Origin of the sequence: Planococcus salinarum, assembly GCF_007004625.1 — a bacterium.
Taxonomy (GTDB): domain Bacteria; phylum Bacillota; class Bacilli; order Bacillales_A; family Planococcaceae; genus Planococcus; species Planococcus salinarum.
In genome coordinates, this window is record NZ_VIFV01000016.1 from 64,952 (window position 1) to 83,713 (window position 18,762).

19 protein-coding genes are annotated in these 18,762 nt (G+C 44.9%); 15 read left to right on the forward strand and 4 right to left on the reverse strand.

Annotation, left to right across the window (positions count from 1 at the left end):
• Nucleotides 1–3 precede the first annotated feature (3 nt).
• A complete protein-coding gene (locus DIJ65_RS10880) occupies nt 4–255 on the forward strand; it encodes a YfhJ family protein (protein ID WP_117302017.1) in 252 nt (83 codons plus the stop codon).
• A 75-nt stretch (nt 256–330) separates the two neighbouring features.
• On the opposite strand, the gene DIJ65_RS10885 is transcribed toward DIJ65_RS10880, so the two are convergent.
• On the reverse strand, nt 331–1,311 hold the full coding sequence (locus DIJ65_RS10885; RefSeq protein ID WP_117302015.1) for a metal-dependent hydrolase: 981 nt from the start codon (nt 1,309–1,311) through the stop codon (nt 331–333).
• Nucleotides 1,312–1,501: 190 nt separating this feature from the next.
• Between DIJ65_RS10885 and mutY the strand changes: the two genes are divergently transcribed.
• From mutY to nikC, 9 genes are all read left to right on the forward strand, one after another.
• Nucleotides 1,502–2,500, forward strand: coding sequence for an A/G-specific adenine glycosylase (gene mutY / locus DIJ65_RS10890; protein WP_230321386.1), 999 nt, complete (start codon nt 1,502–1,504; stop codon nt 2,498–2,500).
• 2 nt (nt 2,501–2,502) lie between these two features.
• Nucleotides 2,503–3,249, forward strand: a complete 747-nt coding sequence (gene fabL / locus DIJ65_RS10895; RefSeq protein WP_117302012.1) for an enoyl-[acyl-carrier-protein] reductase FabL — start codon at nt 2,503–2,505, stop codon at nt 3,247–3,249.
• A gap of 103 nt (nt 3,250–3,352) precedes the next feature.
• On the forward strand, nt 3,353–3,895 hold the full coding sequence (gene ntdP / locus DIJ65_RS10900; RefSeq protein ID WP_117302010.1) for a nucleoside tri-diphosphate phosphatase: 543 nt from the start codon (nt 3,353–3,355) through the stop codon (nt 3,893–3,895).
• Between the two features lie 100 nt (nt 3,896–3,995).
• Nucleotides 3,996–5,720, forward strand: coding sequence for an ABC transporter ATP-binding protein (locus DIJ65_RS10905; RefSeq protein WP_313903019.1), 1,725 nt, complete (start codon nt 3,996–3,998; stop codon nt 5,718–5,720).
• 191 nt (nt 5,721–5,911) lie between these two features.
• Nucleotides 5,912–6,931: an ABC transporter ATP-binding protein gene (locus tag DIJ65_RS10910; protein ID WP_117302008.1), complete on the forward strand. Its 1,020-nt coding sequence runs from the start codon at nt 5,912–5,914 to the stop codon at nt 6,929–6,931.
• A complete protein-coding gene (locus DIJ65_RS10915; RefSeq protein WP_117302006.1) occupies nt 6,906–7,889 on the forward strand; it encodes an ABC transporter ATP-binding protein in 984 nt (327 codons plus the stop codon). The genes DIJ65_RS10910 and DIJ65_RS10915 overlap by 26 nt, the downstream gene beginning before the upstream one ends.
• Nucleotides 7,890–7,933: 44 nt before the next feature.
• Nucleotides 7,934–9,541 carry an ABC transporter substrate-binding protein gene (locus DIJ65_RS10920; RefSeq protein WP_391527604.1) on the forward strand — a complete coding sequence of 536 codons (1,608 nt, stop codon included), beginning with the start codon at nt 7,934–7,936 and terminating at the stop codon, nt 9,539–9,541.
• A gap of 84 nt (nt 9,542–9,625) precedes the next feature.
• Nucleotides 9,626–10,630, forward strand: coding sequence for an ABC transporter permease (locus tag DIJ65_RS10925; protein ID WP_117302002.1), 1,005 nt, complete (start codon nt 9,626–9,628; stop codon nt 10,628–10,630).
• A 14-nt stretch (nt 10,631–10,644) separates the two neighbouring features.
• A complete protein-coding gene (nikC, locus tag DIJ65_RS10930; RefSeq protein WP_117302000.1) occupies nt 10,645–11,532 on the forward strand; it encodes a nickel transporter permease in 888 nt (295 codons plus the stop codon).
• Between the two features lie 56 nt (nt 11,533–11,588).
• Here nikC and DIJ65_RS10935 read toward each other — a convergent pair whose 3' ends face one another.
• The gene (locus tag DIJ65_RS10935) at nt 11,589–12,674 is read right to left on the reverse strand and encodes an FUSC family protein (RefSeq protein ID WP_117301998.1); all 1,086 of its coding nucleotides are present in this window, start codon (nt 12,672–12,674) and stop codon (nt 11,589–11,591) included.
• 43 nt (nt 12,675–12,717) lie between these two features.
• A complete protein-coding gene (locus DIJ65_RS10940) occupies nt 12,718–14,004 on the reverse strand; it encodes a glutamate-1-semialdehyde 2,1-aminomutase (protein ID WP_117301997.1) in 1,287 nt (428 codons plus the stop codon).
• A 123-nt stretch (nt 14,005–14,127) separates the two neighbouring features.
• Here DIJ65_RS10940 and bcp point away from each other — a divergent pair, with 123 nt between their 5' ends.
• The 4 genes from bcp (at nt 14,128) to perR (ending at nt 16,699) form a co-directional block, all read left to right on the forward strand.
• Entirely contained in the window at nt 14,128–14,604 is a 477-nt protein-coding gene (gene bcp / locus DIJ65_RS10945; protein ID WP_117301995.1) for a thioredoxin-dependent thiol peroxidase, read from the forward strand.
• Nucleotides 14,605–14,617: 13 nt separating this feature from the next.
• The gene (locus tag DIJ65_RS10950) at nt 14,618–15,559 is read left to right on the forward strand and encodes a D-2-hydroxyacid dehydrogenase (protein ID WP_117301993.1); all 942 of its coding nucleotides are present in this window, start codon (nt 14,618–14,620) and stop codon (nt 15,557–15,559) included.
• A 2-nt stretch (nt 15,560–15,561) separates the two neighbouring features.
• Entirely contained in the window at nt 15,562–16,116 is a 555-nt protein-coding gene (locus DIJ65_RS10955; protein WP_071152370.1) for a cob(I)yrinic acid a,c-diamide adenosyltransferase, read from the forward strand.
• A 124-nt stretch (nt 16,117–16,240) separates the two neighbouring features.
• The gene (perR, locus tag DIJ65_RS10960) at nt 16,241–16,699 is read left to right on the forward strand and encodes a peroxide-responsive transcriptional repressor PerR (RefSeq protein WP_071152369.1); all 459 of its coding nucleotides are present in this window, start codon (nt 16,241–16,243) and stop codon (nt 16,697–16,699) included.
• An 84-nt stretch (nt 16,700–16,783) separates the two neighbouring features.
• On the opposite strand, the gene DIJ65_RS10965 is transcribed toward perR, so the two are convergent.
• Nucleotides 16,784–17,137: a YgzB family protein gene (locus tag DIJ65_RS10965; protein ID WP_071152368.1), complete on the reverse strand. Its 354-nt coding sequence runs from the start codon at nt 17,135–17,137 to the stop codon at nt 16,784–16,786.
• Between the two features lie 234 nt (nt 17,138–17,371).
• On the opposite strand from DIJ65_RS10965, the gene DIJ65_RS10970 reads away from it, so the two are divergent.
• Complete coding sequence (locus DIJ65_RS10970; protein ID WP_071152367.1) at nt 17,372–18,244, forward strand: nucleotidyltransferase-like protein; 873 nt, start codon at nt 17,372–17,374, stop codon at nt 18,242–18,244.
• The last annotated feature ends 518 nt before the right edge of the window (nt 18,245–18,762 follow it).

Genomic DNA, 18,762 nt, shown 5'->3' on the forward strand with positions numbered 1-18,762 from the left:
AATATGAAAGAAGTCATTGAACAATTGACCAGTGAATTGCAGGAAAAAAATCCGAATATCTCGGAAGACAAAGCGCGCACGTGGATCGAACTGCTTGCGTCGGATTTTGAGTCTTCTTATGCGAAAGCCGGATATGACTATCAGGGAACCGAAGTGGTCGAAAAAGTGGTCCGCCAGTGGATCGACAGCTACGGTGAAAATATTCATGAATTTGCTGCAAGCAATCCGAAATACGCTCATTTACTGAACGACTGAGAAACGACTGATTTATGCGGTTGCCGAAGAAGCAAAAAAAACGCACACTCTGGAGTGTGCGTTTTGTGGTTGTATTCAATTATGGCTGAAGTCCAGTTTTTTGCGCAGCTTGTCTTCACTGAAAATCCAGCCGGTATAGGAATTGAGTATATTATAGTCTTCATCCAGATGGGCAACTGCCACAAAAGGATAATAATCATTGCTGCGATATCTTAAATCGATCAGCCGTACTTCCAAGACCTCGCCATACTGGTTAATTTCCCAGCGATAAAGCGGAGAAAAAGAAACAAATGCTGCCAGATTCTTATCTTTAAGAGCTATTTGCATCAATTCGTTGTCAGGCATCGGATTTTTCATGAACTTATCATAGAAATTTATAGTCCGGCCATATGCCCGGCCGACATAATGATGGCGGTCCGTATTGGCGGCAATGCGCCAGTGGAAATACCGCATCGTCGGTGCAACGAATATTTCTGTAGCGTCCGGAAGCGTATTCCGTATTGCGTGTTTGATGGCCGATTGCAATGCAAAGCGCGAGATGTAATAAAGTACCAGGACAACATACAGGATGCTGATGGTCCATACCGGATCGGCACCAAATGCCCAAATCATCAATGCGATGACATGAGCGCCGAATATAATCGGATCGAACGTATTAATGACACCCAATGCCACCCACCGAATGGAAAACGGCCTGAGTGCCTGAGTGCCGTAGGAATTGAATATATCGACAAAAACATGCAAAAATACGGCGAGGAAAGTCCATAGCCATAAATGCAGCAGGTTCACTTCCGGAAAGATGAGCCACAATGCTCCCGACAAAAGGAGCGGCCAAGTGAGCACAGCCGGAATCGAGTGGGTTGCACCCCGATGATGCCTGATATATACAGCATTGTCACGCAATTTGAGTACAGTATCAATATCCGGGATTTGCGAGCCGATGATGGTTCCTGCGATGACTGCAGTCATAGTTACGGTGTCGTTAGCCACTACGGGGTCGGCCATGGCGAGCCCGCCGAGCGCAATGCCCATGACGAGGTGTGTGCCTGTATCCATCGTCTCATCCCCTTTCAAAAAATTTTAGACGATAACGATATTCTTGGATTTTAACCGTTGCTGTCCATCAATTACATACCCTTATTTTATGTGAAATAATCTACTACCATGGGAGGGATTCATCATTACTATACAAAAAAATCAGTTTCAGGGTGATTTGATAACATGGTTCCATGAGGAAAAAAGAGATTTGCCATGGAGACGCACTGCGGATCCCTACCAGATCTGGATATCCGAAATTATGCTTCAGCAAACACGCGTAGAAACTGTCATCCCCTATTATAAACGATTTATCGAAAAATTCCCTACATTGAATGATCTGGCTCATGCGGACGAAGAGGTTTTATTGAAGCAATGGGAGGGGCTCGGTTATTACTCGCGGGCCCGGAACCTTCAGGCAGGTGTCCGTGAAGTCGCTGAAAAATACGGCGGCACTGTCCCCGGCAGCCGCAAAGAGATTTCCGGCCTGAAAGGCGTCGGACCCTACACTGCCGGAGCCGTGCTAAGCATCGCGTTCGGCCTCCCGGAGCATGCGGTTGATGGCAATGTCATGCGCGTATTGTCCAGAATCCTGTTGATCGAAGAAGATATTGCAAAGCCCAAAACCCGGAAAGTCTTTGAAGAGGCGGTCACCGAACTGATCAGCCATGAGGATCCTTCCGCTTTTAATCAAGGCCTGATGGAGCTTGGAGCGTTGATCTGTACTCCGACTTCACCGAAATGCTTATTATGTCCGGTGCGCGAACATTGCGCGGCATTTCATGAAGGACGGCAGAGTGAACTTCCTGTTAAAACAAAAGCGAAGGCCAGTAAAGCGGTGAATTATGCGATGGTCGCCATCCGCCAAGGAGATGCTTTGCTCATGGAGAAGCGTTCTTCAACCGGTCTCTTGGCCAATATGTGGCAGTTTCCGCTCATGGAAGTACCTGAAAGCATCGGTGCAACAGAAGTCGAAGAAAGGTTATCAGAACAATTTAACGGGCTGGTCGCAAAAGCCGAGAAAATTACTTCTTTCAAACACGTCTTTTCTCATTTAACATGGAATGTGGATGGCTTTATTGCCGAAGGTGAAAATATGGAAATAGCAGAAAACATGAAATGGGTCGATGCAGCGGAAATGGATCTGCTGCCAGTATCCGGTCCGGTGCAAAAGATGAAAACCGCATTATTAAACAGAGGAGATGTATAGGAATGGCTGAACAGAAAGTGGCGTTGGTTACAGGAAGCAGCAGAGGGCTCGGCAAAGCGATGGCAATCGCATTGGCCGATGAAGGCTATGATATCGTGGTCAATTATGCACGCAGCAAAACTGCTGCGCTGGATACAGTGAAGGAAGTCGAAGCAAGAGGACGCAAAGCCCTGCTTGTCAGAGCGAATGTCGGAGATGTCGAAAAATTGCGCGGCATGTTCGAGACAATCAGGGAAGAGTTCGGCAGATTGGATGTTTTTGTCTCCAATGCCGCTTCCGGAGTACTGCGTCCGATCATGGAACTGGAAGAATCGCATTGGGACTGGACGATGAACATCAATGCCAAAGCGATGCTGTTCGGCGCGCAGGAAGCGGCAAAATTGATGGACAAAGGCGGCAAGATCGTCGGCATCAGTTCTTTGGGATCAATCCGCTACCTTGAAAATTATACGACCATCGGAGTATCCAAAGCGGCAGTCGAATCCATCACGCGGTATCTGGCAGTAGAGCTTGCACCGAAAGGGATAGCTGTCAATACGGTATCCGGTGGCGCACTTGATACGGAAGCGCTGAAGCATTTCCCGAATCGTGAAGAGCTGTTGAACGATGCACGGGTCAACACACCGGCTGGCCGGATGGTGGAAATCGAGGACATGGTCAAAACAGCAATGTTCCTGATTTCGGATGATTCGGATATGATTCGCGGGCAGACTATCATCGTTGACGGGGGACGCTCGGTCGTTATGTAATTTTTTGCCTTCTTCGCCGTATTACTGTATGTTTTCAGAATTGATTGATATAATATTGAAATAGCAGATAATATAAGGGCTTAGACGAGAAGGTGGGATGGACATGGCGATTCCCCCAGAGGGAGAAACGATACAAATCCACAGTTACAAGCACAACGGCCGAATCCACCGTGTCTGGCAGGAAACAACTGTTTTGAAAGGGACTAATAATATTGTAATCGGTGCAAATGAACGGACTCTGGTAACCGAATCGGATGGCCGCACGTGGCTGACACGCGAACCCTCGATTTGTTATTTTCACGCGGAGCATTGGTTTAACATCATTTGCATGCTGCGTGATGATGGGGTTTACTATTATTGCAATATCAGCTCGCCATTTGTGTATAATAATGGTTCACTGAAATATATCGATTACGACCTGGATGTAAAAGTGTTTCCGGATATGTCTTACACGTTATTGGATGAAGACGAATATGAAGACCATAAACGGCAGATGGGCTACCCTGAAGTGATCGACCAGATTCTTTATCGCAATGTCGAAAAGCTCATTGGCTGGATCAAACAGCGCAGAGGCCCGTTTGCCCAGGACTTCATCGAAGTATGGACGGAGCGGTATGAATCTCACAGACATAACCGGATTCGTTGAAAGATTGGAAACCTGTTGCCAGCCAACAGGTTTTTCATTTTGAAGAGAGATTGGAGTGATTTATTTGAACGATAAGAAACAAAGCAGCATGAAAAGATATATGCATTTTGTAAAACCGTATTATTGGCAAATAGCTTTGACGATCCTTATTGGTGTATTTAAATTCGCCATTCCGCTTTTTATCCCCTTGCTGATCAAAATCGTCATTGACGATATTATCGGTGCCGATGCTTTATCAAATCAGGAAAAGCTGGAACAGCTCTACCTGTGGCTCGGAGGAACCGCAATCGTGTTTTTCCTGCTGCGGCCGCCGATTGAATATTACCGCCAGTATTATGCGCAGTATGTAAGCAATAAAATCCTCTACGACATCCGCGGATACCTTTATGGACATCTTCAACGGCTAAGCCTCAGATATTACGCCAATACGCGTGCAGGCGAAATTATCTCGCGCGTCATCAACGATGTCGAACAAACAAAGAATTTTGTAATGATCGGATTGATGAATGTCTGGCTCGATCTTGCGACGATTCTCATCGCAATCGCCATTATGCTGTCGATGGATGTCTCATTGACGATTGTTGCCTTACTGGCTTTTCCGTTCTATGCGCTGAGCGTCAAGTATTTTTTCGGCCGCCTGCGTGATTTGACCCGCGAGCGCTCACAGGCACTTGCGAATGTTCAGAGCTACCTCCATGAACGGGTGCAAGGGATGAGCATTATCAAGAGCTTTGCTCTTGAGAAACATGAACAGAAAATTTTCAATGACACCAATGATCAGTTTCTGGAAAAAGCAATCGACCACACGAAATGGAATGCCAAGGCATTTGCCGTCGTTAACACCATTACCGATGTAGCACCGTTACTGGTGATAGGTTATGCGGGTTACCAGGTTATCCAGGGAGATTTGACGTTGGGAACAATGGTGGCGTTTATTGCCTATATCGAGCGTCTTTACAATCCGCTGCGCCGTCTGGTCAATTCTTCAACGACACTTGTACAATCCCTGGCGTCGATGGACCGTGTGTTTGAACTTATCGACGAAGAGTATGATGTTACAGATAAAAAAGGGGCACGTGACTTGAAAGTGGCCGACGGAAAACTGGAGTTCCGGAATGTTTCCTTCCATTATAATGATGGTGGCACGGAAGTTCTGTCCAATATGAGTTTTACCGTCAAACCGGGGGAGACCGTTGCACTGGTTGGAATGAGCGGCGGAGGAAAATCGACAATCGTTTCTCTGATCCCCCGTTTTTACGATGTAACAGAAGGCGGAATTTTTATGGACGATCACAATTTGAAGGACGTCAGCGTTCATACGCTGCGGGATCAAATTGGTCTTGTTCTCCAGGATTCGATTCTCTTCAGTGACTCGGTCAAAGCCAATATTCTTATGGGGAAACCGGACGCCACTGACGCAGAAGTAGAAGCGGCTGCTAAAGCTGCCAATGCACACACCTTCATAGAATTGCTGCCCGAAGGTTACGATACGAAAGTCGGTGAACGCGGAGTGAAATTATCTGGCGGACAAAAACAACGGGTCGCCATTGCCCGGGTCTTCCTGAAAAATCCTCCGATGCTGATACTTGATGAAGCTACTTCTGCTCTTGATCTGGAAAGTGAAGCACTGATCCAGGACTCGCTTGAACGCTTGGCGAGCAACAGAACAACTTTAATAGTGGCCCACAGATTGTCTACGATCACCCATGCCGATCAAATTCTTGTCATCGACCATGGTGTCCTGGCCGAAAAGGGTTCACATGATGAGTTGATGAAACAAAAAGGAGTCTACTATAACCTTTTCCAGGTTCAGCATTTCAAATAAAAAATGAAGTTACTTCCATAATATAGGTGTATTTTAAAATCCAGCTGAGCATTCTCAGCTGGATTTTTTTCTGTTCACAAATATTTATCGACCAGCCCTATAAAAAGAACTATTGCATATAGTTTTAATTTTAGTATAATTAAAAGAAATAAAATATTCAGAATTATCTTTGCGTAAAAAGGGGTGCCCACATGATAGAAAGAGAGAAAATTTTAGAAGTAAAAGGTTTGCAAACTACCTTTTTTACAGATGATGGAAAAGTTCCGGCTGTCGATGATATAGACTTTCACATACGTGAGGGGGAAGTATTGGGCATTGTTGGGGAATCCGGATGCGGCAAGAGTGTAACTTCCTTGTCGATCATGGGATTGGTTCCAAGTCCACCGGGAAAGATTACCCATGGTGAAATTTTGTTCGAAAATATGGACTTAACCAAGTTGCCTGAGAAAAAAATGCGTGATATCCGGGGGAACGATATAGCGATGATATTCCAGGAGCCGATGACTTCATTGAACCCTTTGTTTACGATCGGCAATCAATTGCAGGAAGCGGTTAAAATCCATAAAAAGGATTGGCCGAAAAAGCAAATCTACAATCGGGCTGTTGAGATGATGAAGCTTGTCGGCCTTCCAAGGCCCGAAGGATTGATGAAGGAGTATCCTCACCAATTGTCAGGGGGTATGAGGCAGCGCGTCATGATTGCCATGGCCTTGCTTTGTGACCCGAAAGTGTTGATTGCGGATGAGCCGACAACCGCGCTTGACGTAACTATTCAGGCTCAGATCCTGAAACTGATCAAGAATTTGAATAAAGAGCTCAATACGGCGGTTCTGCTGATTACCCACGATCTTGGAGTAGTTGCGGAAACATGCGAAAGAGTGGTGGTCATGTATGCGGGCAAAGTCGTCGAAGAAGGGCCGGTCGATGCAATTTTCACAGACCCCCAGCATCCATATACACGCGGTCTGCTCGAATCCGTTCCGGATATGAGGTTTAAGAAAGAACGTCTTTATTCGATTCCGGGCAATGTTCCAAAACCCGGTTCGATCAATACAGGATGCCGCTTTGCACCGAGATGTGAGTTCGCTTTTGACCGCTGTACCGCGGAAACTCCGCCGCTTTACCAGACAACCGAAGAGCATCAGACCCGATGCTTCCTATTCGATCCGAAGGAGGCAGAGAAGCATGACAGAACAATTGTTAAAAGTTGAAGGACTGAAAAAATATTTTCCTATTAAATCGGGTATTTTCGGCAAGGTGAACAATTATGTCAAAGCCGTTGATGATATTTCATTTTCCGTTAAAGAGGGTGAAACTCTCGGGATTGTCGGAGAATCCGGCTGCGGCAAATCGACTACTGGCCGGATGCTCATGAGGCTGCTCGAACCCACCGAAGGGAAAGTCACTTTCGACGGCCAGGAGCTCACTTCACTTTCAAGCAATGACATGCGCAAGGCACGCCGGGACATTCAAATGGTTTTTCAGGATCCATATGCCTCATTGAATCCCCGGCACACGATCGAAAAGATTTTAATGGAACCTTTGAATGTCCACAATATTGGGGATCCGAAAGAGCGCAAACAAAAAGTTCATGAATTTTTGGAAATTGTTGGGCTGAGCAGTTATCACGCAAAACGTTATCCGCATCAATTCAGTGGAGGACAGCGGCAGCGCATCGGTATAGCCCGGGCGCTGATGACGAACCCGAAACTCATTATTGCTGACGAGCCCGTTTCAGCACTGGACGTATCGATTCAGGCACAGGTGCTTAACCTCATGCAGGATCTGCAGAAAGAGCTGAAACTGACTTATATATTCATCGCCCACGATCTCGGTGTGGTCCGCCACATCAGTGACAGGGTAGGAGTGATGTATCTTGGAAATATGGCCGAGATGGCCAACACCGAAGACCTTTACGAAAAGCCGCTGCATCCGTATACGCAGGCCTTGCTAACCGCAGTGCCCGTTCCGGATCCGGCATTCGAGAGGGAAGAAGTTGTTATCAAAGGGGATGTTCCAAGTCCCGCAAATCCGCCAAGCGGATGCCGTTTCCATACGCGTTGTCCATTTAAAATGGATATTTGCGAAACGACCATTCCGATTTTAGCGGAAGTTGAGAAAGATCATTATGTAGCCTGCCACCTTTATGAGGAAAGCAGGCCGCAATGATAATAAACAAAAATGGAGGGGTTAATTTGGGGAAGAAAAAAATCATGTCACTTGCATTCCTGATGCTTTTGCTGATTTCTACAGTGCTATACGGCTGCAATGGCGGAGATGAAGGATCGGAAGGCGACGGCGGTGAAACTGGTGACGAAGGCGAATCCACGGAAGAGAAAATTTTGATCTTTGGACGTGGGGGAGACTCGGTATCACTTGACCCTATCACTGTTACAGACGGTGAATCATTTAAAGTTACTAAAAATATTTTTGATACGCTTGTGAACTTCGGTGCACAGGATACTGAGATTGAACCAGGTTTGGCATCTGAATATTCGGCTTCAGAAGATGGTTTAACTTACACTTTCCAACTGGAAGAAGGGGTTACATTCCATGACGGCACAGATTTCAATGCTGAAGCAGTAGTGGCGAACTTTGACCGATGGGCTGGAGGAGATGCAGATCAATTCCCTTACTACGGTTCAATGTTCGGTGGTTTCGGTGATGATGAAGGCCACGTACTTGAATCGGTGGAAGCTACAGGCGATTATGAAGTGACTATGACCTTGAAGCGTCCAATGGCTCCATTCCTTAAAAACTTGGCAATGAGCCCGTTCGGTATTGCTTCTCCGACTGCTATTGAAGAACAGGGCGATGCATTTGGTGATAACCCGGTAGGAACTGGACCATTCAAATTTGTTGAATGGAACCGTAATGACACTGTTCGCATCGAGAAATTCGAAGATTATTGGGTTGAAGGTGAACCTAAGCTGGATGAAGTGGTATTCCGCGCGATTCCAGATAACTCCGGCCGTCTAAACGCTTTATTGGCTGGTGAAATTGATTTGGCTGATGGAATCAATCCTTCTGATGCTGAAACAATTAAAAGCAATGAAGACCTTCAATTATATGAGCGTCCATCAATGAACGTTGGTTACTTGGGATTAACTACTACACGTGAACCATTTGATGATCCGAAAGTGCGTCAGGCGATGAACCACGCAATCGACAGACAGGCACTTGTTGATGCATTTTTCGAGGGGTATGGGGAAGTAGCAAAAAATCCGCTTCCACCTGTAATCAGTGGTTATAACGATGCAATCGAAGGATATGATTACGATCCTGAGAAAGCAAAAGCATTGCTTGAAGAAGCAGGTCTTGGTGATGGATTCGAAATGGAACTATGGGCTATGCCTGTTCCACGACCATATATGCCGGACGGCCAAAAAATTGCGGAAGCGATTCAAAGTGATTTGGCTGAAGTAGGAATCACTGCTGAAATCGTTTCATACGAATGGGCGACTTACCTTGAAAAAGCGGCCGCCGGTGAAGCTGATGCCTTCCTATTAGGTTGGACAGGGGATAACGGAGATGCAGATAACTTCTTGTATGTACTGCTTGATCAGGACAATATCGGATCAAACAACTACACTTATTACGAAAATCAGGAGTTGCATGACATTCTGATTGAAGCTCAAACAGAAGTAGACGAAGAAGTTCGTAATGAGTTGTATGCAGAAGCACAGGAAATTATTCACAAAGATGCACCTTGGGTTCCGCTTGCCCACTCAACACCACTTCTTGCGGGAGGCAGTAATGTGGTGAACTTCCAGCCGCATCCAACTGGTTCCGACAAATTAGCAGAAGTAGATCTGGAGTAGACTTTTCGAGAGGGGAGATCGTACAGATTTCCCCTCTTTTTAAATTATTCTATACATATTTGTTAGAGATGGAGAGGTGAAGAAATGCTTCACTATATCGGTAAACGGCTATTGCAATTGATTCCGGTTTTGCTTGGAATGACATTCATTGTTTTTATGATCATTCGTGCGATACCAGGGGATCCTGCTCAAGTAATTCTCGGTCAACAGGCTTCTGAGGAAGCCATTAAAGCTCTGAGAACGACATTAGGATTGGATAATCCGTGGTACATTCAGTATTTTGATTATTTAAAAGGACTGGTTACAGGTGATCTGGGGCAGTCGCTGCGAACCAGAACTCCAGTCGTGGATGAAGTGTGGCCTTATTTGGCGGCAACGATCGAATTATCCGTTTTTGCTGTTATTATTGCCATTATCGTGGGTATTAATGCGGGAATCATTTCTGCATGGTTTCAGAATTCATGGTTCGATTACCTTGCGATGGTAATTGCGCTGATCGGCGTTTCAATGCCAATTTTCTGGTTGGGACTTCTCAATCAATGGATTTTTGCAATTGAATTTGATTTGCTTCCGACTTCCGGTCGGATGAATGTAAGGGACCCGATTGACTCGATAACCGGATTCTATATTATCGATACGCTGATAACTGGCCAATTCGATCAACTGGCTACAGTTATGCGGCATTTGATACTCCCCGGCACGGCTCTGGCAACAATTCCAATGGCCATCATTGCCCGGATGACGCGCTCGAGCATGCTTGAAGTTATGAGGTCAGATTATGTGCGGACAGCCCGTTCGAAAGGATTGAAAATGTTTTGGGTAGTCTATAAGCACGCCTTGAAAAATGCAATCATTCCCGTTTTGACAATTATTGGACTACAAATGGGATTATTGCTTGGCGGTGCCATTTTAACAGAAACAATCTTTGCGTGGCCGGGAATCGGCCGCTATATATATGAAGCGATCAGTTTCCGTGATTATCCGGTAATCCAATCAGGCATTTTGATTGTCGCCTTCATATTTGTCATGATCAATCTGTTTGTGGATCTGCTCTACAGTTTAGTGGATCCCCGCATTAAATATGATTAGGAAGGGGGAGAACAATGGCTGACACGACTGTTAAAAATGATGAAATCGAAATGCAGAAAGTCGCCGGGCCCTGGAAAGAGGCATGGCGTGGATTCCGTAAAAGTAAAATAGCAGTTGTCGGAATGGGAATCGTAATATTCTTTATTTTATTGGCTATTTTCGGTCCGCTGTTTACACTCCAAGGCATAAACGAGCAAGACTTGAGCCAACGGTTTCAGCCTCCTTCCTCGACATATTGGATGGGGACGGATGATTTTGGACGCGATATTCTGTCCCGTGTTGTTTACGGGGCCAGGATTTCTCTATGGGTAGGATTTTTGGCAGTAATCGCATCTGTAATTGTCGGAAGCATTTTAGGTATTCTAGCCGGCTATTACGGAAAATGGATAGATACCATCATTTCCCGATTCTTTGATATCATGCTGGCTTTTCCAAGTATTCTTCTGGCAATCGCGGTCGTTTCAGTATTAGGACCCTCTTTGCGAAATGCTTTGATAGCCATTGCAATCATTAATGTTCCCAACTTCGGGCGTTTGATAAGGTCAAAAGTACTGAGCATTAAAGAAGATGAATACATCATGTCCGCCAAAGCGATCGGTATGCAGGATATTCGGATTCTTTTCTCGCATATTCTGCCCAATTCGATGGCTCCGGTTATCGTGCAGGGTACATTGGCAATTGCGACAGCTATCATCGAAGCTGCAGCACTTGGGTTTTTAGGATTGGGAGCTCAAGCACCAACGCCAGAATGGGGCAAGATGCTTGCCGATTCCCGGTCTTTTCTGACGAATGCACCATGGACCATGATTTTCCCGGGTCTAGCTATTATGCTGACGGTTCTGGGCTTTAACTTAATGGGCGATGGATTGCGGGATGCTCTTGATCCCCGTATGAAATCATAAGAAAAACGTGCAGGGATTTAATCCTCTGCACGTTTTTTTCTTATATAAGACGTTTATTAAATGACATTTTCCAGATCCTCATCAACTTCATCGCTATGATAATTCAAATAAGCGATGATCAGCAAATCCAGATGTTCAAGCTGCTCTTCGTAATCGAGAATCGCCGAAAGTACATGCATCAGATGATAAACGGAGAAATCACTGCCTTCCGATTCGAGAGCGATATTGATTTCCTTGACGAATATCGCCATCACTTCATGACGCTTCACCGAGGCATCGGCACCTGACGATTCACTGTGTTCCGGCCTTAATTTGCCGACATACTTCATGTACAGCTGCTCGTGGAAGCTTGCCAGACTTTCCAGTCGTTCCTGTAACATCATGTGAAATTGTTCCGGAAGCTCTGTCATTTCGTTTTCAAAGCGGTGAAGTCTTTTCAAGACTTCCAAACTCTTTTTTGAGGTCGCAATCATTTGCCTGTACAAAACCAGTTTTCTCGCTTTCGAATACTGCTGCTTTTTCGTATAGCTTCTTTCATCTTTATAAAACGAATACCATTGATCGACTTTGACAAGTTTTTCGGTCAATCGGTCGATGTCTTCTTTCACCGAGACATGGTCGGATGCGTGCCGGATCGATACCCGGATCCAGCGGACAACTTCTTCGCTGACTTCGTGGATGGAAGTGAATAAACGGGTTTCATATTTTGGTGGCAGAAAAATCATATTGACAATGAAAGCCGAGAAAACACCCAGTAACACGGTCAAGAACCTTAATGAAGCAAAGGAAAGGAAATTACTGGTTTGTGAATCCATGATGATGATGAGAGTCACAAGCGTCAGTGGCACGGTGTTTTCAAGTTTCAATTTGAGCATGACGACAATAGCTAAAATAGCTGCGAGTCCTATCGTCAGGTAATTGCTGCCGAGGGTCAACACAAAAATTACGGCGATTGTTGCGCCGATGAGATTGCCGTAAATTTGATCCAATAGGGTCAGGTAGGATCTGTAGATGGAAGGCTGAATCGCAAATATCGCTGCAACACCTGCGAATACAGCGGAAGGCAATTCCAATAAGTTGGCTAAAAACAAGGCCAGTGAAATAGCCACGCCGGTCTTTAATATACGTGCACCTAATTTCATAACTTATGAATCCCTTCTTCCTGTAATGTATGCTGCTTAGAACTTATAATTGCTTGAAGGCATTTCTTACAGCCTGCAGCGCGGTGTCAACATCTTCTTCTGTATGTTCAGTGGTGAGAAACCAGGCTTCGTATTTTGATGGTGCAAGGTTGATGCCCTGTTCAAGCATCAATTTGAAGAAGCGACCAAAGATCTCACCATCGGTGGCCTCTGCCTGTTCGTAATTTTCAACCGTTACATCAGTGAAATAGATGGTCAAAGCGCCTTTTAATCGATTAACTGTAATGGTTACGCCAAATTCCGTTGCAGCCTCCAAAATACCTTTTTCAAGCTGATCGCCCAATTGGTCCATTCTCTCATAAATACCCTTTTCCTGCAGAACTTCGAGGCAGGCGATGCCTGCCTGTATGGAGGCGGGATTGCCTGCCATCGTTCCTGCCTGATAGGCCGCTCCGAGTGGAGCGACTGTTTCCATGATTTCTTTCTTGCCGCCGTAAGCGCCAATGGGAAGGCCGCCGCCGATGATTTTGCCGAGAGCTGTGAGGTCGGGCTCTAGTCCGAGCATGTCCTGAGCCCCGCCATAATGAAAGCGGAATGCCGTAATCACTTCGTCATAAACAATCAACGCACCTTTTTCTTTGGCTATCCGATGGACCTCTTCCAAAAAGCCCTTTTTGGGCTCCACAATTCCGAAATTGCCGACAATCGGTTCCACGAGGATGCAGGCGATTTCATTGCCCCATTTCTCCATGGCTTCAGCAAAAGCTGCAGGATCATTAAATGGAATGGTGATGACTTCTTTGGCTATCGTTTTCGGAACGCCAGCTGAATCGGGGGTTCCGAGAGTAGCGGGTCCGGACCCGGCAGCAACGAGTACCAGGTCAGAATGGCCGTGATAGCAGCCGGCGAATTTCATGATTTTTGTTCGGCCGGTGTACGCGCGGGCGACACGGATGGTCGTCATAACCGCCTCGGTGCCGCTATTGACGAAGCGGACACGGTCCATGTAAGGCATCGCTTCTTTCAGCATTTTTGCGAATGTGATTTCATGCCGTGTGGGTGTGCCGTATAAAACGCCGGTTTCAGCGGCGTGGGCAATCGCTTTTGTAATATGGGGATGGCCATGGCCAGTGATTATCGGTCCATATGCAGCCAGGAAATCAATGTATTTGTTGCCGTCGACATCCCAAAAATAGGCGCCTTTTGCGCGTTCCATAACGACAGGGGAACCTCCACCGACAGCCTTGAATGACCTTGAAGGACTATTAACGCCTCCGACGATATGTTCAAGAGCTTCTTTGTGGAGCCTGTTTGATTCTGAGTGGTTCATGGGATAAATTCCTCCTACATAATGTCTATTACTTATTGTAGACAAGTTTCTGTGTTAACGCCAAAGAAATTGAAACTGCGCCGCCAGTTCGGTACGATAGACTTAAGCGAAGGAGTGAAAGCAATGACAACATTAGAAGGATTGAATGCACCGGATTTCACAATGAAAAATGAAAACGGTGAAACTGTTTCATTAAATGATTTTTTCGGCAAGAAATATGTGGTCCTGTATTTTTATCCAAAAGATATGACACCCGGCTGCACCACGCAGGCCTGTGATTTCCGGGATGCAGAAAAGGATTTTTCCGATTTGGGTGCGGTAATTCTCGGTGTCAGTGCCGATTCCGAAAAACAACACAGCAAATTCGTCAGCAAACATGGTCTGCCGTTTTCATTGCTGGTGGACGAAGACCATAAAGTGTCTGAGGCATATGGGGTTTGGGTGGAAAAGAAAATGTACGGCAAGGAATTCATGGGAATAGAGCGTTCAACCTTCCTGATCGATCCGACGGGTACAATAGTAAAAGAATGGCGCAAAGTAAAAGTGAAAGATCACATTCAGGAAGTCCTGGAGACAGTCAAGGAGCTCAGCCAAGTTTAGGGGGAAGACATTGATGGAAATACTTTTCACTTTTGTACCGAAAGAAGAAATGCAGCAAAGCATCACCGCAGAATTTCCTGATGCAGATTTTCATTTTATTTATAAGGATAAAAGTAAACTGCCGACAGCGGATATCTTAGTGACATACGGGGAAGACCTGGATGAAGGGGATATTGACAAGACCCGGAACTTAAAATGGATTATGGTCGTGAGCGCCGGGGTGGAGAAAATGCCGCACAAAGCGATTGCCGAACGGGGAATCGCCGTATCGAATGTGCGCGGAATCCACAAAACACCGATGGGTGAATCGGTGCTTGGACATCTATTGGCCTTAAAGCGGTCATTGCCGGATATCTACGAAAATCAGCGGAAACATAAATGGGAACGAAAGTTTCGTTCATCCGAGCTTTTTGGATCGACTGCCCTGATTCTGGGCCCCGGAGCGATCGGATCTGAAATAGGCAGGCTGCTGCAGGCTTTTGGTGTAAAGACCATTGGCTGCAACCGTTCAGGAAAGCAAGCTGAGTTTATGGACGAAATGATAACTTTTGATAACTTGTATGCCGAACTGCCTGAAGCAAATATCATCATTTCGGTACTGCCGAGTACTTCGGATACGAAATACCTGCTGAACCTGGAGCATTTTAAAGCAATGAAAAAGGATGCGATTTTCATGAACTTTGGTCGGGGGGATCTTGTGAAAGAAGAAACTCTGATAGAAGCGATGAAAACTGAAATGATAGGTTACGCTGTTCTGGATGTCTTTGAGAAAGAACCATTGCCTGAAGACCATCCTTTCTGGAAAATGGAAAATATTATTATTTCCCCCCATGTTTCCGGCAAATCCGAAAAGTATCTCGAGAGGGCAATGGAGGTTTTTCTGCCAAACTTAAGGAAATGGCTGGATGGGGACAGAGAACCGACAAATCCAGTTAATATGGAAAAGGGGTATTAATAATGAAGATTTATACAAAGACAGGCGATAAAGGAACGACTTCGCTGGTATACGGAACACGTGTACCAAAAAATGATTTGCTGGTGGAAGCTTACGGCACCTGTGACGAAGCAAACTCTACGATCGGATTGGCTTTGGCACATCTGAACGGAGAATTTTTCAGCGAAAAAGAAGAAATCTGTGATATTTTCCATGAAATTCAAACCACATTATTTCATGTAGGAGCAGAGTTGGCGACACCTGCCGGAAAAGAAGTGAAGTGGAAACTGACTGTAGAAGACACAGCAAAGCTGGAAACATGGATTGATAAATACGATGCAGAATTACCTGCATTAAGCAACTTCATCCTTCCAAGCGGGCATCCTGCAGGTGCTTCACTTCACGTGGCACGCACTGTGGTGAGAAGAGCGGAGCGTTTGGTCACATCGATTGGAGAGGGAACTTCACCTGAAGTGCTGGCATACCTCAATCGGCTTTCCGATCTCCTGTTTGTCGCAGCCCGTTTTATCAATCAGCGTTTAGGCAGCAAGGAAAATGAATTGCACAGCAAGAAATAATAGGTTGATAAGTCTCTCCGAATCAGCGCTCATATAGTGATTTCTTGACATCTGCCGTCCATTTTGAGTACACTAATTATAACGATTATAAAGTAAGAGTCTTTATGAAGTGAGGTGCACGGCGATGTCTGAAGCATTATTAAAAGATGCGCTTGATGCTTTGAAGTCTACAGGTGTCAGAATCACTCCACAGCGTCACTCGATTTTGGAGTATATGATTCATTCAACAACGCACCCGACAGCGGATGACATTTATCGCGCTCTTGAAAAATCTTTTCCAAATATGAGTGTTGCAACTGTTTATAATAATTTGCGTGTATTTAAAAAAGCCGGCCTTGTTAAAGAATTGACTTATGGAGATTCTTCGAGCCGATTCGATTTTGTAACGCACGACCATTATCATATGATTTGCAATGAATGTGGGAAAATTGTTGATTTCCATTATCCTGGATTGGATGAAGTTGAACATCTGGCTTCACACGTGACCGGATTCCAAGTGGATTACCACAGGTTAGAAATATATGGAACTTGTCAGGATTGTCTGACAGTCTCCGCAAATAGTCCAGTAAAAAAGCGAGCATAGTTTCCTGTGTTCGCTTTTTTTAGTTGCCGATTTTTGGCAGCAATGTAAAATCCGCCAGCGATCTCGTCGCTGGCGGATTTTGGATTATGCTTTTGAATTTTTCTTATTGTAATCCACATCAAATTCTTTTCCTTCAAGAGAAGGATCCATCGTCAACGGCTCGCGGCAATGCATGCACATGTCCACGCGGCCAAGCATTTTTGTATGGCGACCGCAACTCGGGCATTCGACCGGAACGGTTTTCATGGAAAGAAGTCCAATCCAGGCGTAGACCCCTGTGCTGCCGATAATGGCGACAACTCCGAGCAACATGAAAGTAACCATAATTGCAGGCTGTTCTCTGAAGTAAATTCCTATATACATAATAACGATGCCGATGAAAATCAAAGACAGCGCAAAAGTTCGGATGCGATTGATTTTATTTTTATAAGGTTTCATGTTTAATTCCTCCTTGCGTCAATCATACTATATCATAATCAATGTGAAAAAGTGTTAATGCAATTCTTTGTGAAGGAATCGACAAAAATATGTCGAAATAGAGAAAAGCGGCAGCTACAATTTTAGTTTCCGGTAGAAGGAATTTCTTTTAGTAAAAAAATTCTTAAAAAATAATTGATTGAAAGAAAAAAGGGTATACCTTTAAAAGCCTGAATCTGTAGGGAGTGAAATAAAATGGAACAAATCTTAAGGCCTATCTATCAGGAACGTGCAAGCCAGGAAAGCACACTAGGAGTAGTGCTTGTGGAAAAAAGAGAGAAAGTCAGTCCAAACACCGATACTTTTGATACGATTCTGCTGATCATTACAAAAGAAAACGAAACGCCCGTCTTCACTAAGCATTATACGTATGGGGAGAAAAAAGCAGCGATGCACATCATAACGGAAAAGCAATTGCAGAAATGGATGCTGCTTGGGACGAACCGGAAAATAGTTGACTGGTTGTTTCATGGACGAATTATTTACGATCGAAATGAATTCATGGAGAAGCTTGTAAATGAGCTTAAGGAATATCCGTTTGTCGGCAGGAAAATAAAAATGGGTCTCGAGTTTGCTAAGCTCATCCGTCGATATCTGGAAGGCAAAGTCCTGTTCGAAGAAAAGAATTATCTTGACGCCTATCGCCATGTCATCGAATCGTTGCATCATCTGGCCCGTCTTTCTGTTTTGGAAAACGGTTTGCCGCCTGAGGTGACGGTTTGGTCGCAGGTGAAAAAAATAGAGCCGTCCATTTTTAAATTATACGAAGAGTTGATCCTGAGTGAAGAAACGATCGATAAAAGATTGGAGCTGCTGTTCCTTGCAAGTGAATTCCTGATTCATTCCCGGACAGGCGATGGAGCGCAGCATATTGTTGAAGTGATGTCGAAAAAGAAGAGCTGGACAATCCAGGAACTTCACGAGCAGGAGGAATTGAAAAATTATTCTTCTGATCTTGAAGTGTTCATTGAATATCTTGTCGGTAAAGAAATAATTTTTATCGAGGGGGTTATGACCAAAAGCGAAAGGATTTTTCATCGTTATTATTACGTCAAAACTGCTAAATAAGATGGAGAGTTATGAAACGGTTTGTCCTCGGACAAAACCGTTTCTTCATTAGAGAAGAGAATGCGGGATTTAATCTGAATAGTAATTTGTAACATTGTAAATTGGAAGGTTTTAAAATCAGGAAAGTTTAATCCCATTTATCGTTGACAAAATTTGAAGGACGTATTATGATATTACATGTCGCTTCAGCAGATTAAAGTTTTTTTAAGATAATAAAAAACGCTTGACTCCTGCAGCTGACAATGATAAATTAGAGAAGTCGCTTTTGCAGGACGAGAATTTTGAACCTTGAAAACTGAACAGCAAAACGTCAACGAAAGACGTCACGAGCGCCTTGGCGCGAGAACGGCTTTTGCGAGGATCGCCTTCGGGCGATCGGAGCACCGCCTTTGAACTTCTTGGGTTCGTGACTTAACTTACTGATCAGCATTCGTGCAGATCAAAGCGAATCGCTTGTCTTCGGACGGCGATGCGCCAGCAGTATTGAGCAATCAACACTACTCTATAATGGAGAGTTT

Coding starts and splice junctions, on each gene's coding strand:
- DIJ65_RS10880 (WP_117302017.1), top strand. CDS start 4: ATGAAAGAAGTCATTGAACAATTGACCAGTGAATTGCAGGAAAAAAAT.
- DIJ65_RS10885 (WP_117302015.1), bottom strand. CDS start 1,311: ATGGATACAGGCACACACCTCGTCATGGGCATTGCGCTCGGCGGGCTC.
- fabL (WP_117302012.1), top strand. CDS start 2,503: ATGGCTGAACAGAAAGTGGCGTTGGTTACAGGAAGCAGCAGAGGGCTC.
- ntdP (WP_117302010.1), top strand. CDS start 3,353: ATGGCGATTCCCCCAGAGGGAGAAACGATACAAATCCACAGTTACAAG.
- DIJ65_RS10905 (WP_313903019.1), top strand. CDS start 3,996: ATGCATTTTGTAAAACCGTATTATTGGCAAATAGCTTTGACGATCCTT.
- DIJ65_RS10910 (WP_117302008.1), top strand. CDS start 5,912: ATGATAGAAAGAGAGAAAATTTTAGAAGTAAAAGGTTTGCAAACTACC.
- DIJ65_RS10915 (WP_117302006.1), top strand. CDS start 6,906: ATGACAGAACAATTGTTAAAAGTTGAAGGACTGAAAAAATATTTTCCT.
- DIJ65_RS10920 (WP_391527604.1), top strand. CDS start 7,934: ATGTCACTTGCATTCCTGATGCTTTTGCTGATTTCTACAGTGCTATAC.
- DIJ65_RS10925 (WP_117302002.1), top strand. CDS start 9,626: ATGCTTCACTATATCGGTAAACGGCTATTGCAATTGATTCCGGTTTTG.
- nikC (WP_117302000.1), top strand. CDS start 10,645: ATGGCTGACACGACTGTTAAAAATGATGAAATCGAAATGCAGAAAGTC.
- DIJ65_RS10935 (WP_117301998.1), bottom strand. CDS start 12,674: ATGAAATTAGGTGCACGTATATTAAAGACCGGCGTGGCTATTTCACTG.
- DIJ65_RS10940 (WP_117301997.1), bottom strand. CDS start 14,004: ATGAACCACTCAGAATCAAACAGGCTCCACAAAGAAGCTCTTGAACAT.
- bcp (WP_117301995.1), top strand. CDS start 14,128: ATGACAACATTAGAAGGATTGAATGCACCGGATTTCACAATGAAAAAT.
- DIJ65_RS10950 (WP_117301993.1), top strand. CDS start 14,618: ATGGAAATACTTTTCACTTTTGTACCGAAAGAAGAAATGCAGCAAAGC.
- DIJ65_RS10955 (WP_071152370.1), top strand. CDS start 15,562: ATGAAGATTTATACAAAGACAGGCGATAAAGGAACGACTTCGCTGGTA.
- perR (WP_071152369.1), top strand. CDS start 16,241: ATGTCTGAAGCATTATTAAAAGATGCGCTTGATGCTTTGAAGTCTACA.
- DIJ65_RS10965 (WP_071152368.1), bottom strand. CDS start 17,137: ATGAAACCTTATAAAAATAAAATCAATCGCATCCGAACTTTTGCGCTG.
- DIJ65_RS10970 (WP_071152367.1), top strand. CDS start 17,372: ATGGAACAAATCTTAAGGCCTATCTATCAGGAACGTGCAAGCCAGGAA.